The organism is Pseudomonas sp. TH07, from assembly GCF_016651285.1.
GTDB lineage: Bacteria > Pseudomonadota > Gammaproteobacteria > Pseudomonadales > Pseudomonadaceae > Aquipseudomonas.
The window spans coordinates 7,217,227-7,231,415 of record NZ_JAEKED010000001.1; the positions used below are offsets into that span (position 1 = coordinate 7,217,227).

Genomic DNA, 14,189 nt, shown 5'->3' on the forward strand with positions numbered 1-14,189 from the left:
GCCTACAGCTCAAGCACCATTTCGTGCCAGGCCATGCCGCCGTGGTCCGACGCCGAGGCTTTGCAGTAGACAAAGCCGAAGCGCTGGTACAACGGCACATGCCGCTCCTTGCACATCAGGTGGATGCTGGCCTTGCCCAGTTCGCGCATGTTGCCGATAAACGCCTGCAGCAGTTGCCGCGCCACGCCCTGGCCCTGGTAGTCCGGGTGCACCACCACTGACATGATCACCACATGGGGCCCGGCCGGGTCGTGGCCGATCAGTTCCTTGAACGCCTCATCGGCCATTTCCACCTCAAAGGCCGCACCGGAGTTGATAAAGCCGGCGATCACCCCGTCCACTTCAGCAACGATAAAGCCGGTGGGCCAGGTGGCGATACGGGTTGCGATCTTTTCCCGGGTGGCGGCTTCATCGCCCTCATAGGCCAGGGTTTCGATGGCGAAACAACGGTCCAGGTCGGCGGGCAGGACCTGGCGAATTTCAAGACTGGAAGCATTCATGGCGGGCAACGGGGACCTCGGGCGGGTGAAGGGGCAGGCGCGGATTCTACCAACGCCGGGGCGTTGCCAACTGCCTGCCGGACAAAAACGTATCAGTTGCATATGGATCCTTCGCCAGGCCGTAAAACCTCCATATACACCCTGGCCAAGGCCCGGCGACGGGGCTATTTATCTGTGCCCGGCGTGCTCCCGGCCTTTAACTGGCTGGGCGCCCGCCTCCTCTATCGGAGCCCTGTCCATGAGCAACACCCAAATCGGCCTGCTTCTGTTGTTTGGCATCAGCACCTTCGGTTTCATCACGCTGTACATCGACTTCCTGCATGAACGACGGGATAAAAAACAGCGCTGAGCGCCCCTGGCCGCTGCCCGTTGCAGCACTCGTCAGGGCGCCTTCGAAAACGCCTCAGTCGGCCTTGAGCGGCAGCCAGATTTCCAGCACACCGTCACCGGTGGCCGGGTTGAAGTCGGCGCTGTAACGCTCGAACTCCGGCGCATCCGCCGCCTCGCGACCGGACTGCGGCAGCCAGGTTTTCCAGATGTAGTGAAAGGTTTGGGGCAAGGACTGCAACGGCCCCTGATGCTCGAATACCGCGTAGTGCTGCGGCTGCACTTCCACCCAGCGATATCGCTCGGGCAAGTCGTCGAGCTTGCTGATCTCGACACCTGCCACGTAGTCGAACGCACCCTGGCCATCGGCGTTGCAGCAAATGCCGTAGGTCACGTCATCCACCTGGCCCGGCACCTGGCCGATATGGGGCGCAAATTGCTCCCAGAGCTGGGGAATAGTCGCGGCGCTGGCCTGGTCGTAACGTCCGCCCAAACCGGCAAGCAGCAGAAAACGCCCTCTTTCGAAGCGCGGTTGCGAGGCAATGCCCTGTTTTTGCTCATCCATGAAAAGCCACTCCTGCCGGTAAGAAACGGGTTCGGCTGCAAGTATAGAGGCCAAACCCGAATTGCTTCGTCAGAGTGCTGGAAGTTCTGCCAGGGCGCCGCCGCCGATAAACTCCTGGTAACCGGATAGGATCACGTAGACCGCGAAATAGCAGAAGATCGCCGCAGATGCCAAATAGGAGTAGCGCAGCAGTTTGTCGCCGAGCAACTTGCCTCCCTGGGTCGCCGCCAGGCACAAGCCCATGGTCCAGACCAGCCCGGCGCAGAAGAAACCGGCCAGGAACAACCCGGAACTGGCGATGCCGCCACCCCCGGATCGGGCAATCAGGGTGCCGCCCACCGCGGCGAACCAGAGGATCGCGCTGGGGGATGACATGGCCAGGAAAATTCCGCGAAAGAACTCCTTGCGCGGCGAGCCGTTGTTCGCCTCACTCGCCTGCGCCAGCACCGAACTGTGGTGGATCGCCGAATAGATCATTTTCGCCGCGAAGTACACCAGCAGCGCCGAGCCCCCGACCCACAATACCCAGCGCACGCTCTCGTACTGCAACAGCACGGTCATCCCGGCCAGGGCCAGTACGGCATAGATCAGGTCGCCGACACAGGTCCCCAGGCCCAGGCAGAAACCTTGAAAATAGCCGCGCTGCATGGCCAGGGTAATCATCGCGATATTGGCCACGCCGATGTCCAGGCACAGCGAAAGGCTCAGCAGAAAGCCGCTGGTAAACTCCATCATTCATCCCGTTCAAGGCAGTTGCACACAGGGCCCCATCATGGGGCGCCACTTGCTAAGGCAAAAAGCGTGCACGTTATAGCGGCAAACCACCGCGCCTCACAAATGCCCCGACCGCCGCCGTAAAAATAATCTCCGCCCTCTGGACAAACAGCCAGCCACGCCCTTATCGTCAGCGCCGCAGGCCACCGCAGTGGCCAACGTCGCTCGGACGGTTCCGGGCGCTTACGTATTTCGAGGCAACAATGGCCGACCAAGGTTCGCCGCGCCGCTTTGCGCGCATAGATCGACTCCCCCCCTACGTGTTCAATATCACTGCCGAGCTGAAGATGGCTGCGCGTCGGCGCGGCGAAGACATCATCGACTTGAGCATGGGTAACCCCGATGGCCCCACGCCGCCGCATATCGTGGAAAAACTGGTCACCGTCGCCCAGCGCGAAGACACCCACGGCTACTCCACGTCCCGCGGCATTCCACGCCTGCGCCGGGCGATTTCTCGCTGGTACAAGGATCGCTACGAGGTCGATATCGACCCCGAAGAAGAAGCCATCGTCACCATCGGTTCCAAGGAAGGCCTGGCGCACCTGATGCTGGCGACCCTGGACCAGGGCGACACGGTCCTGGTGCCCAACCCGAGCTACCCGATCCATATCTACGGCGCGGTGATTGCCGGGGCCCAGGTGCGTTCGGTGCCGCTGATTCCAGGCGTGGACTTTTTCGCCGAGCTGGAGCGGGCGATTCGCGGCTCCATCCCCAAGCCGAAAATGATGATCCTGGGCTTCCCGTCCAACCCCACCGCGCAGTGCGTGGAGCTCGACTTTTTCGAGCGGGTGATCGCCCTCGCCAAGCAGTACGACGTACTGGTGGTGCATGACCTGGCCTACGCCGACATTGTCTACGACGGCTGGAAAGCACCGTCGATCATGCAGGTGCCGGGGGCCAAGGACATCGCGGTGGAGTTTTTCACCCTGTCCAAGAGCTACAACATGGCCGGCTGGCGTATCGGTTTCATGGTCGGCAACCCGGAGCTGGTCAACGCCCTGGCGCGGATCAAGAGCTACCACGACTACGGCACCTTCACCCCGTTGCAGGTGGCGGCGATTGCCGCGCTGGAAGGCGATCAACAGTGCGTCAAGGACATTGCCGAGCAGTATCGGCAGCGGCGCAATGTACTGGTCAAGGGCCTGCACGAACTGGGCTGGATGGTCGAGAACCCGAAAGCCTCGATGTATGTCTGGGCCAAGATCCCCGAGGCCTATGCCCACCTGGGCTCCCTGGAATTCGCCAAGAAACTGCTGGCCGAGGCCAAGGTCTGTGTCTCGCCGGGAGTAGGTTTCGGCGAATACGGCGATGACCATGTGCGCTTTGCCCTGATCGAAAACCAGGACCGTATCCGCCAGGCGGTACGGGGTATTCGCGGCATGTTCCGCGCCGATGGCCTGGTCGGTAAAAGCGCCTGAGGCCTGAACCCCAACCACAAAAAAACCGCAGCGATGCGGTTTTTTTGTGCCGGTGCAGCCACCACCCGGGGCAGTGGCTGCCAGCGTGGTTTAGACCACCAGCGACAGCAGCAGGATAAAGATCAGGCCAACGACCGAGAGGATGGTTTCCATCGCGGTCCAGGTCTTGAAGGTTTCGGCCACGGTCATGTTGAAGTACTGCTTGACCAACCAGAACCCGGCGTCGTTGACATGGGACAGGATCAACGACCCCGCACCGGTGGCCAGCACCAGCAGCTCACGGTTGACGCCCGGGATCATCCCCACCACCGGCACCACGATGCCCGCGCCAGTAATGGTGGCCACGGTCGCCGAACCGGTCGCAATGCGGATCACCGCGGCCACCAGCCAGGCCAGGAGGATCGGCGAAATCTGTGCGTTGACCGCCATGTGCCCGATCACATCACCCACGCCGCTGGTCACCAGCATCTGCTTGAAGCCGCCACCGGCACCGATGATCAAAATGATCGCGGCGGTGGGTGCAAGGCTCGCATCCAGCAACTTGAGAATGCGCTTGGAATCGATGCCCTGGCGCGCACCAAAGGTGTACAGCGACAGGAGCAAGGCCAGCAGCAGCGCCGAGATCGGGTGACCGATCATGTCCATCCAGGTGCGGAAGAAGTTGCCATCCGGCAGGGCGACGTCGGCGAAGGTTTTCAGCAGCATCAGGAACACCGGCAGCAGCACGGTCACCAGGGTGATGGCGAAGCTCGGCAGCTCGGCCGAATCCGGCTCGCGGGCCAGTTGGTCGACCAGTTCCTGGTTGGCGTGGCCCGGAATGTACTTGGCAATAAAGGTGCCGTAGATCGGACCGGCAATGATCGCCGTCGGCAACGCCACGATCAGGCCGTAAAGAATGGTTTTACCGATGTCGGCACCAAACACCCCGATCGCCAGCAACGGGCCAGGGTGCGGCGGCACCAGGCCGTGCACCGCGGACAGGCCGGCCAGCAGCGGGATGCCGATCTTGATGATCGATACACCGGTGCGCCGGGCAACGATAAACACCAGGGGAATCAGCAGCACAAAACCGATTTCAAAGAACAGCGGGATGCCCACCAGGAACGCGGCGAACATCATGGCCCACTGCACCTTGTCCTTGCCGAACGCCCGGATCAGGGTCTGGGCGATCTGATCCGCCCCGCCCGATTCGGCCATCATTTTGCCGAGCATGGTGCCCAGGGCGAGGATGATGCCGACAAACCCGAGCACGCCACCGAAGCCGTCCTGAAACGCTTTGATGATGGTGCCGATGGGCATGCCGGAGGTCAGGCCGAGAAAGGCCGAGGCGATGATCAGGGCAATGAACGGGTGCAGCTTGAACTGGGTAATCAGGACGATAAGCCCGATCACCGTGACCACTGCATCGAGCAGCAGGAACGTCTCGTGGGACATGCCAAACATTAGGGGTGTCTCCTGATTGTTGTTGTTATTAAAGCGGGTAATTCGCCAGCCATCAGGACAGCGCTATCTATTGAGATCGAATTCATACCGCAAGTTTCAAACCGTGTTCCAGCCACCAGTGGTGGGCTTGATCGGCCAGCTCGTCGACGCTGTGGTTCGACGCATCCAGGGCCAGGGTCAGGGCCTCGCCTACCGGCGATTCGAGGGTGGCGAACTGGCTGTCGATCAGGGTCGAGGGCATGAAGTGGCCAGGGCGATGGGATACCCGGTCAGCCGCCACTTCGGGCGTCAGCTCGAGGAATACAAACCCCAGGCCCGGCGTGGCGCTGCGCAGGCGATCGCGGTATTTGCGTTTGAGCGCCGAACAGGTCAGCACCGGTATCTGACCGGCAGCCAGGGCGCGGCGCAACTCATCGCACAGGCTGTCGAGCCAGCCGGCACGGTCGTCGTCGTCCAGGGGAATGCCGGCGCTCATCTTGGCGATGTTGGCGGCAGGGTGGAACGTATCGCCTTCAATGGCCGTGGCGCCGCTGTGCCGGCACAAGGCCTCACTGACACTGGACTTGCCGCAGCCGGCAACGCCCATGATGACCAGGGCGGTGATGGGTTGACTCATGTAACACCTCAACACGCAGACAGCGCTACCTTCGCTCTTGGAAACTCTAGTGCAAAAATAGTTTCTGCCGACGCCTTCTTGTCATTTTTGTGGGTTGCCGCGTATATAGGCCCCGAAACCAAAGAGCGCAGGTCAGGCAACCCGCGCTCACACATTTGCAGCTGTTTCGAGACAGCGCTACCTTAGTGACTTGAATTTTGTTTGGCAAGCCGTCTGATGACCACTCACAAGAACGATAAAAATACCCGTACCACGGGACGCCCGACCCTCAATGAAGTCGCGCGCCTGGCCGGCGTCAGCCCGATCACCGCGTCGCGTGCTCTGCGTGGCATCAGCAGCGTGGCCGCTGAGCTGGTGGAAAAAGTCCAGCAGGCCGCCCTGGAACTCAACTATGTGGTCAACTCCGCCGCCCGCGCCCTGGCCTCGGCCCAGGGCCATTCGGTGGTGGTGCTGGTGCCCTCGCTGTCCAACCTGCTGTTTATCGAAACCCTGGAAGCCATCCATCAGGTGCTGCGTCCCAAGGGCTTCGAAGTGCTGATCGGCAACTACCACTATTCCCGCGACGAAGAAGAAAACCTGCTGCGCAACTACCTGGCCTATCAGCCTCGGGGCCTGTTGCTGACCGGCTTCGACCGCACCGAGAGTGCTCGCCGGATGATCGAGGCGAACAATATTCCGTGCGTGTACATGATGGAACTGGACCCCGGCGCCGGCCTGAACTGCGTCGGCTTCTCGCAATTGAACGCAGGCGAAACCGCTGCCGAACACCTGCTGTCCCGTGGTCGCAAGCGCCTGGCCTATATCGGCGCCCAGCTGGATCAACGCACCCTGCTGCGCGGCGAAGGCTTTCGTCGGGCCCTGCAAAAAGCCGGCTTGTATGACCCGGACCTCGAACTGCTGACCCCGCGCCCGTCCTCCGTGGGCCTGGGTGGCGAGCTGTTTATGCAGATGATGCACAGCCACCCCCAGGTGGACGCGATCTTCTTCGGCAACGACGACCTGGCCCAGGGCGCGCTGCTCGAAGCCCTGCGTCACGGGATCAAGGTGCCGCAACAGGTGGCGATCCTGGGGTTCAACGACCTGCCCTCCTCGGAGCACATGGTGCCGCGCCTGAGCAGCATCAGCACCCCGCGCGAAGCCATCGGCCGCCGCGCCGCGGAGCAGATGCTGACCCTGATGGCCGGCAATACCGTGGCCAAGCCGGTGGTGGATATGGGATTCGAGTTGCGGGTGCGGGAAAGTACCTAAGCGCTGTCATCCCTCAGCGTGGCGAGTGGTCGAGCGCCGGATCCTCACCACTCATCAATTGCACAAACGCCAGGGCCGCCTTCTGCAGCGGCTGGTTTTTCAGCCATACCGCGTGCACCGGCAGCAGCAAGCCGTTCTCGATGTTCTTGAACCTCAGGCGCTTGAGCCGGCCGGACGCCAACAGGGGTTCGATCACCGACAGCGCAAAATTGCCCCAGCCCAGGCCGGACTCGACCATATCCAGGGCCATGGCCAGGCTGTCGGTGCGCCAGAACGACTCGCCCACCAGTGCCCGACCATCGCTGATCGGCAAGTCCCGGCTGGCCACCACCACCTGCCGTGACTGGATCAGTTCTTCCAGGTACAGCGGCTCGTCCGGGCCGGCAAAGGGTGAATGCCGGGCCGAGACGCAGGCCGTCATGTGCTCGCTGCCGACGAACTGGAAAAACTGCCGCGCACTCACTCCCAGCTCGGCGAACGCCACCCCGACGCTGACCCTCCCGCTGTGCAAAAGCTGCAGCACGTCATCCTGGGGCGCGGTCAGCACTTCGACATCCAGCAACGGGTAGCGCTCGGCGATCAGCTTGATCGCCGCCAGCACCCGGCGCTTGTCCAGGTCATCCACCACAGCGATGGACAGACGGCTTTCCAACCCCAGGGACAGCTCGATGGCATGCACCTGCAATTGCCTGAGCTGGTCGGCGATCAACCGCGCATGGGGTGCCAGCGTCAAGGCCTGGGGCGTCGGCACCGGCTCGCGGTGGCTGCGATCGAACAAGGCATAACCGAGCTCGGCCTCAAGGTTGGCGATGCCCATGCTCACGGCCGAAGGCACCTTGCCCAGGGACCGGGCAGCGGCGGAAAACGAGCCGCGCTCAAGCACGGCGAGAAACAACTGGATGCTGTCACTGGAGAAATTCATCGACGCAACCTATCAGAAAAACTGAAAGCTACTGACTTTTTCTGTCAGGCATATTGAAGCTATCTTTTGCGCCCTTCGCCAGCCACCCGTAGCCAACAGGCTGGCCTGATGCATTTGAAACAGAGGAAAAACCATGCAAGGCGTGAAGCGCAAACTGGTGTATGTGGCGTTGTTCGAAGTGTTCGGCATGACCTTTTCGGCCCTCGCCCTGGCCCTGCTGTCCGGCACTTCGCCCCACAGTACCGGGCCCCTGGCGGTGGTCATCACCAGCATCGCCGTGACCTGGAACTTCATCTACACCAGCCTGTTCGAGCGCTGGGAAAGTCGCCAGCCATCCCGTACGCGTACGGTCAAACGGCGCATTGCCCACGCCGTGGGGTTCCAATTGACGTTGATCGTGTTCCTGATTCCGTTGATCGCCTGGTGGATGAACATCAGCCTGGCGCAAGCATTCCTGCTCGACCTGGCGTTGATCCTGTTTATCCCGTGCTACGCCTTTGCCTTCAACTGGCTGTTCGATCGGGTGTTCGGCCTGCCCACCTCGGCCCTGCCGGACCCGACACCCCAGCAGGCCAGTTGAGGCGCAACCGTAAGCAACAGACAACAGCGCTCCGACGCTGGTAAATTCCGGGAGCCACGCACTGCCAAGGACGCGTTATGGGTACCCGCAAGATTCTCGGTAAAGCCTCATCGATCAATGTCAGGAAAGTCCTGTGGACCTGCTCTGAGCTGGATCTTTCATACGAACGTGAAGACTGGGGCAGCGGCTTTCAATCGACCCACAGCCCGCAGTTTCTTCAGCTCAATCCCAACGCCCAGGTGCCGGTGCTGATCGATGACGCCGGCGCGTTGTGGGAATCCAACACCATTTGCCGCTACCTGGCGCACCACAGCGACCTGCTGCCCGGGGAGCCACACGCCCGGGCCATAGTCGAGCAATGGATGGACTGGCAAGCCACCGAGCTCAATCCGGCCTGGAGCTACGCCTTCGTCGCCCTGGTGCGGCAGAACCCGGAATACCAGGATCCGCAGCGGATCACCGCCGGCATTCAAGGCTGGAACAGCAAGATGGCGATTCTTGAACAACAACTGGCGGCCACCGGGGCTTATGTCACGGGCGCGCACTTCAGCCTGGCCGATATCGTGCTCGGGCTGTCGGTCAATCGCTGGCTGATGACGCCCATGACCCGCCCCGGCTACCCCGCGGTCATGGCGTATTACGAACGTCTCGGGCAACGCCCGGGTTTCCGGCTCCATGGCTGCAACGGCATCCCGTAAAGCGGCGCAGCCCCCTCGCAAAACCACAAAAAGAGACTTTCATGAACGGACTCAACGTACTGCTGACAGGTGCCTGCGGCAGGATTGGCAAAACCTTTTTCCAGGCCTCCCGCGAGCGCTACCGCTTCACCCTCACCGATCGCATCGAGGCGGATTTCGAGGTCGCGGCACCCCACCGCTTCCTGCGCCTGGACCTGACCGATCCCCAGGCCATCGGGTCGCTGCTGGAGGGCATCGACGTGATCGTGCACCTGGCCGGCATCCCCCACGCCACGGCGTCCTTCGACGAGTTGCTGCCCAACAATATCCTGGCCACCACCTACCTCTTCGAAGCGGCGGTGGCCGCCGGCTGCAAGCGCGTGGTGTTCGCCAGCAGTGCACAAACCATCGAAGGCTACCCGGTGGACCGCCAGATCACTCCGGGCATGCCGGTGATGCCGGCCAACCTGTATGGCGTCAGCAAATGCTACGGCGAAGCGCTGTGTGCCTTTTATTCAGCCAAGCGCGGTTTGTCGTGCATTGCCCTGCGCATCGGCGCTTTCGAGTTCCCCGAACACCACGAGCTGACCACCACCCGTGACTTGAGCGCCTGGTTGAGCCCGCGGGACGCGGTGCAGCTGCTGCAACGTTCGGTAGAAACTCCGGGGGTTCAGCACTTGATCGGTCATGGCATCTCCAACAACCGCTTCAAGCGCCTGGACCTCAGCGAGACCACCCGGGTCCTCGGTTATCAGCCGCAGGATGATGCCTTTGCCGAAGACTTCGGAATCGGCATCAGCTACTGACCATCTGCACGCGGCGGCCATTGCCCCTGGCAGCTGCCGCAAAGCGGCAAGGCTTGTCCGCCCTGGCCCTGGCCAGGACCGCGAAAGTCACACAAGCCCTTGATATATAAGGACTGGGTTTATCGGTATGTAAATTGCTTGTTACCCAGCATAGCCATTACCACCAGGTGCCCAATCATGTTGGTCAACGCACAGAAAGATATCGCGGTGCAGCCCACCCAGCGATCCGATATGGACCCGACCACGGCTGCCGCCAGCGCTCTTTACAGCGGCATGATGCAAAACGTGCAGAACGCCGCGACGTTCCAGGCCTCCCAGGCCACGCAACAGGCCAGCAACACCGTGACCGACAATGTCGACGCGGCGTTCGCCAAGACCCGCGTACTGCTGCAGGCCACCCCGCCGACCACCACCACGCCTGAAGCCACCACCGCGACCCAAAGCGCCGCGATGACCGACTTCAAGGACTACATGAGCAAAAGCCCCGAGCAGCGGATGCGCGACAGCATCCTCAAGGAACTGGGCATCACCGAAGACGACATAAAGAGCATGCCACCGGAGCAGCAACTGGCCATCGGCAAGGAAATTGCCCAGCGCATCGAAGACAAGATGAAGCTGGCGCAGACCGAGAAAGCCGAGAGCGTGACCACGCCGCAAGTCGCGGACAAGTTTCTCGCTGCGCTGTAATAGTCGCTGCATTGAAAAAGGGTTCCCTCGGGAACCCTTTTTTATGTGCCGCCGCGCGCTATTGCAGCTGCAAGGTCGAGTTGAACTGGCTGATGGCATCCACCACATGCCGCGAACCCTGCTGGATTTCCAGGATCACCGAACCGGCCTCGTTCGCCAGCTCCACCCCGAGCCCGGTGCGGCTGAGGCTTGATTGCATGCTGGTCACCGCGCTGAGGGACAGATCGTGGTTCTTGCGCACCACCTCGACAATTTCCAGGGTCGCCTGGCTGGTCCGCGCCGCCAGGCTGCGCACCTCATCCGCGACTACGGCAAAGCCCCGCCCGTGCTCGCCGGCCCGGGCCGCCTCGATCGCCGCGTTGAGCGCCAGCAGGTTGGTCTGGTCGGCAATGCCGCGGATGGTCTGGACAATGGTGCCGATGATGTCGGACTGCTTGCTCACCGCGTCAATGCTGCGCGCAGCTTCGTTGAGGTCCCGGGAGATCTCCTCGATGATCTGCACCGTCTGCTGCACGACCTTGGAGCCCTTTTGCGCGCAGGCGTCGTTCTGTACCGAGGTGCTATGGGCGGAGTCGGCAGCCGTCTGCAAGGTGTTCATCTGCTGGGTAATGTCGCTGGCGAACTTGACCACCTTGTACAGGCGGCCCTTGGCATCGAACAGCGGGTTGTAGGACGCCTCCAGGAATACGGTCTGGCCGTATTTGTTTTCCCGCTCGAAGCGGTGGGAGTGGTACTCGCCGCGATTGAGTGAAGCCCAGAACAACTTGTAGGCCTGGGACTCGGCTTCGGCGCGATGGCAGAACATGCTGTGGTGCTGCCCGACGATCTCGTTCAGCGAATAGCCCATGGTCTTCAGGAAGTTCTCGTTGGCGGTGAGGATCTTGCCGTCCGGGGAAAACTCGATAACCGCCATGGACCGGCCGATGGCGTTGAGCAGGCTCTGGTTTTCATGTTCGGTGTGGATTCGTTGCGAGATGTCCGCCGCCACCTTGATCACGCTCTGCACCTGCCGGTCGGGGCCCAGCACCGGCATGTAACTGGCTTCGAGCCAGATCTCGTGGCCGCGCTTGTCGAGGCGCAGAAAGGTCCCGCTGATGGGCTCACCGCGCGCCAGATCGCGCCAGAGCTTGGCGTACTCCTCGCTGCGGTAGAACTCTTCTTCGCAAAAGATCCGATGGTGCTTGCCGCGAATTTCGTCAGCGGTATAGCCCATGGTCTGGCAAAAGTGTTCGTTGGCGTCGAGGACGATGCCATCGGGGGAGAACTCGATCATCGCCATGGAACGGCTGATCGCCGCCAACTTGGCTTTGGCCTCGGTCAGCGCACAGGTAAATCGTTCAATTTCAAGCAGGTCAGACTTGTGATGTAAATTAAACATGTTGTATCACCTTTAACGCTGTCTTTTGATTGACGGAAGTTCCAAGTCTTTCAATTGATCCACCACATTGTTTCCTTGAACATGGCAAGCGTCTCGCTCCACGGGAGAGAGTGTGTCAGGTGATAAATGATGTTTAATCGGAGTGTCCATAGAGCAACGCTCTTATCAAGCCATCCTTTTCTTGATGGCCCGTTTCCGGGCCCAACCCAACATTGCAAATAACTCCATTTAATAAAAACTCCGTCAGATCCCGGTGCCTTAGTTGCGCACTCTTGAGGCTGTTCACGTATTCAGGCGCTTTGTTTCATAACGGTTACATGCCGGCTGATGCCTAAAACAAGCGGTTGATATGGCGATCGACATAAACCATTAGCGCTGAGCATAGACAGGCATGGCAACCGCGCAAGGCCATTAGTCAGCCAGTATTGGCAACTTTCTCCAGGTTCTAAAACCCTTCGCAAACTAACTAAAGGTCAGCCATTAGTGGCGGATCAACCGTCGAGCATGTCCAGCAATGCCTGTACCGCTAACGAAGGTGGCCGCCCCGGCGCCGGCACCAGGGCAAAGCGGCGATCGATCGGCACACTCAAGGGCAACACCCGAAGACCCTGGCGGTTGTCGGGCAAGGTGCTCTGGGGCACCAGGCTGACCCCGACCTGCTCGCGAACCAGGGTGAAGGCGCTGTTCCACTCACGGACCTCGACGCGCACATCCGCCAGCGCGAGCCCGGCGTCCAGCGCCAGGCTCCGGGCGTTTACCGAGCAGCCGCCCGTGGCCAGTACAAAGGGTTGTGCCACCAGTTCCGCCAGGGCCAGGCCCTGTTCATTCGAACGCCGGGCCAAAGCATGGCCGACCGGCAGCACCGCCACCCAGCTGTCGAGCCCCAGCAATCGCGCCTGGCCTCCAGCAGGCGGATTGAGCACCACGCCCACATCCGTCAGGCCGGCAGCGAGCAGCGCCTCGACCTCATCATCACTGACCTCCAGCGCCAGCACCTGGATGCCCGGGTACAGCTGGTTGAAACGACGCAGCAACGGCGGCAGAAAGGTCGCCAGCACCATGGGGAAACTGGCCAGACGGATGCTGCCGCGCTGAATCGGCCGCGCCTGCTCCGCGGTTTCACGGATGGCCTGCAATGCCGCGAGCATCAGCCGCGCCTGCTCCAGCACCTGGAAGCCGATCGCGGTGGGCAGGGTCTGGCGGTTTTCCCGGGTGAACAGCTGCACCCCGAGTGTATCTTCCACCAGCGCCAGGGCCTGGCTGGCGCCCGATTGAGTCATGCCCACCTGCTCCGCGGCGCGGGTGATATTGCCGCTGTCGGCGATCGCCACCAACAGCCGCCAATGCATCAGGTTCATCATGCCAGTAGCTGACCTTATGGGAGTTTTCTGAAAGATTAATTTTACCCAGAGCACCCAGGACTATGACACTAATTCAAACGCCCCCTCCCCCTGAGTGCACTCGATGAAGCTCTATTACGCTCCGCAAGCCTGCTCCCTCGCCGCCCATATCGTGCTGCGTGAACTGCAGCTGCCGTTTCGCGCCATCCGTGTCGACAACCACAGCAAGCTCACTGCCGATGGCGCGGACTTTCTCGCCATCAACCCCAAGGGCTACGTGGCCGCCCTGCAACTGGACAACGGACAGGTGCTGACCGAAGGGCCGGCGATCTTGCAGTACTTGGCCGACCTCAAGCCCGACGCAGGCCTGGCCCCGGCCAATGGCAGCTGGGAGCGGGTGCGCCTGCAGGAGGACCTGAACTTCATTTCCAGCGAGGTCCACGGTGGCCTGGGCTGGCTGTTCAGCACTCAGCTTGGCGAAGAAGCCAAAACGCTGTTGCGCCACACGTTGTTCAAACGCCTTGACCTGCTGAATCAGCGACTGGAGCAGCAGGACTACTTGCTGGGAAGCCATTTCAGCGTAGCCGATGCCTATTTGTTTACCGTGCTGCGCTGGACCCTGGGCTTTGCCATCGATCTGGGGCAATGGCCAGCACTGGCGCGTTTTCAGGCACGGATCGAGGTGCGCGCCTCAGTCAAGGCCGCGCTGGCGGTGGAACTGGCGTAACAGCGTGCGCAGAAGGTTTTAGCGAAGGGGGGGGAAACTGGCAGGGCGATAACAGGCAGTGGATAAAAGAGTATGAAGCCCGCCAGGCGGGCTTCATCAAGTGCAATCAATGACCGAAAACATTCACTTCGGTTTTCTTGGTTTTCTTGTCCGCGCGCTTTTCATCCGCTGTTTTAGCCGG

The 14,189-nt window shown here is 61.3% G+C and carries 15 protein-coding genes and 1 pseudogene; 7 read left to right on the forward strand and 9 right to left on the reverse strand.

The window, feature by feature from the left end:
* Positions 1-2: 2 nt before the first annotated feature.
* From JFU57_RS32885 to JFU57_RS32895, 3 genes are all read right to left on the reverse strand, one after another.
* Positions 3-500, reverse strand: coding sequence for a GNAT family N-acetyltransferase (locus JFU57_RS32885; protein WP_078470901.1), 498 nt, complete (start codon positions 498-500; stop codon positions 3-5).
* A 403-nt stretch (positions 501-903) separates the two neighbouring features.
* A complete protein-coding gene (locus JFU57_RS32890; protein WP_020295738.1) occupies positions 904-1,392 on the reverse strand; it encodes a GyrI-like domain-containing protein in 489 nt (162 codons plus the stop codon).
* Between the two features lie 69 nt (positions 1,393-1,461).
* On the reverse strand, positions 1,462-2,124 hold the full coding sequence (locus JFU57_RS32895; RefSeq protein WP_201132041.1) for a LysE family translocator: 663 nt from the start codon (positions 2,122-2,124) through the stop codon (positions 1,462-1,464).
* A 245-nt stretch (positions 2,125-2,369) separates the two neighbouring features.
* Between JFU57_RS32895 and alaC the strand changes: the two genes are divergently transcribed.
* On the forward strand, positions 2,370-3,584 hold the full coding sequence (gene alaC / locus JFU57_RS32900) for an alanine transaminase (RefSeq protein WP_020295740.1): 1,215 nt from the start codon (positions 2,370-2,372) through the stop codon (positions 3,582-3,584).
* Between the two features lie 90 nt (positions 3,585-3,674).
* Here alaC and JFU57_RS32905 read toward each other — a convergent pair whose 3' ends face one another.
* Together JFU57_RS32905 and JFU57_RS32910 are read right to left on the reverse strand one after the other, a co-directional pair.
* The gene (locus tag JFU57_RS32905) at positions 3,675-5,027 is read right to left on the reverse strand and encodes a GntP family permease (protein WP_020295741.1); all 1,353 of its coding nucleotides are present in this window, start codon (positions 5,025-5,027) and stop codon (positions 3,675-3,677) included.
* Positions 5,028-5,109: 82 nt separating this feature from the next.
* A complete protein-coding gene (locus JFU57_RS32910) occupies positions 5,110-5,643 on the reverse strand; it encodes a gluconokinase (protein ID WP_078470903.1) in 534 nt (177 codons plus the stop codon).
* Between the two features lie 216 nt (positions 5,644-5,859).
* Here JFU57_RS32910 and JFU57_RS32915 point away from each other — a divergent pair, with 216 nt between their 5' ends.
* Entirely contained in the window at positions 5,860-6,891 is a 1,032-nt protein-coding gene (locus JFU57_RS32915; RefSeq protein WP_078470904.1) for a LacI family DNA-binding transcriptional regulator, read from the forward strand.
* Between the two features lie 13 nt (positions 6,892-6,904).
* Here JFU57_RS32915 and JFU57_RS32920 read toward each other — a convergent pair whose 3' ends face one another.
* The gene (locus JFU57_RS32920) at positions 6,905-7,813 is read right to left on the reverse strand and encodes a LysR family transcriptional regulator (protein WP_201132042.1); all 909 of its coding nucleotides are present in this window, start codon (positions 7,811-7,813) and stop codon (positions 6,905-6,907) included.
* A gap of 133 nt (positions 7,814-7,946) precedes the next feature.
* Here JFU57_RS32920 and JFU57_RS32925 point away from each other — a divergent pair, with 133 nt between their 5' ends.
* The 4 genes from JFU57_RS32925 (at position 7,947) to JFU57_RS32940 (ending at position 10,563) form a co-directional block, all read left to right on the forward strand.
* A complete protein-coding gene (locus tag JFU57_RS32925) occupies positions 7,947-8,393 on the forward strand; it encodes a PACE efflux transporter (RefSeq protein WP_201132043.1) in 447 nt (148 codons plus the stop codon).
* Between the two features lie 77 nt (positions 8,394-8,470).
* On the forward strand, positions 8,471-9,091 hold the full coding sequence (locus JFU57_RS32930) for a glutathione S-transferase (protein ID WP_201132044.1): 621 nt from the start codon (positions 8,471-8,473) through the stop codon (positions 9,089-9,091).
* 41 nt (positions 9,092-9,132) lie between these two features.
* Positions 9,133-9,876: an NAD-dependent epimerase/dehydratase family protein gene (locus JFU57_RS32935; protein WP_078470907.1), complete on the forward strand. Its 744-nt coding sequence runs from the start codon at positions 9,133-9,135 to the stop codon at positions 9,874-9,876.
* A 177-nt stretch (positions 9,877-10,053) separates the two neighbouring features.
* Positions 10,054-10,563: a hypothetical protein gene (locus JFU57_RS32940; protein ID WP_078470908.1), complete on the forward strand. Its 510-nt coding sequence runs from the start codon at positions 10,054-10,056 to the stop codon at positions 10,561-10,563.
* 58 nt (positions 10,564-10,621) lie between these two features.
* On the opposite strand, the gene JFU57_RS33775 is transcribed toward JFU57_RS32940, so the two are convergent.
* From JFU57_RS33775 to JFU57_RS32950, 3 genes and pseudogenes are all read right to left on the reverse strand, one after another.
* The gene (locus tag JFU57_RS33775; protein WP_371106516.1) at positions 10,622-11,161 is read right to left on the reverse strand and encodes a methyl-accepting chemotaxis protein; all 540 of its coding nucleotides are present in this window, start codon (positions 11,159-11,161) and stop codon (positions 10,622-10,624) included.
* Positions 11,162-11,215: 54 nt separating this feature from the next.
* A pseudogene (locus JFU57_RS33780) lies at positions 11,216-11,941 on the reverse strand (PAS domain-containing protein); the annotation flags it as partial.
* A 491-nt stretch (positions 11,942-12,432) separates the two neighbouring features.
* Positions 12,433-13,302 (reverse strand): LysR family transcriptional regulator, encoded by an 870-nt coding sequence (locus tag JFU57_RS32950; protein WP_078470909.1) that lies wholly within the window; start codon positions 13,300-13,302, stop codon positions 12,433-12,435.
* A 103-nt stretch (positions 13,303-13,405) separates the two neighbouring features.
* Between JFU57_RS32950 and gstA the strand changes: the two genes are divergently transcribed.
* On the forward strand, positions 13,406-14,008 hold the full coding sequence (gene gstA, locus JFU57_RS32955; protein ID WP_078470910.1) for a glutathione transferase GstA: 603 nt from the start codon (positions 13,406-13,408) through the stop codon (positions 14,006-14,008).
* Positions 14,009-14,189: the final 181 nt, after the last annotated feature.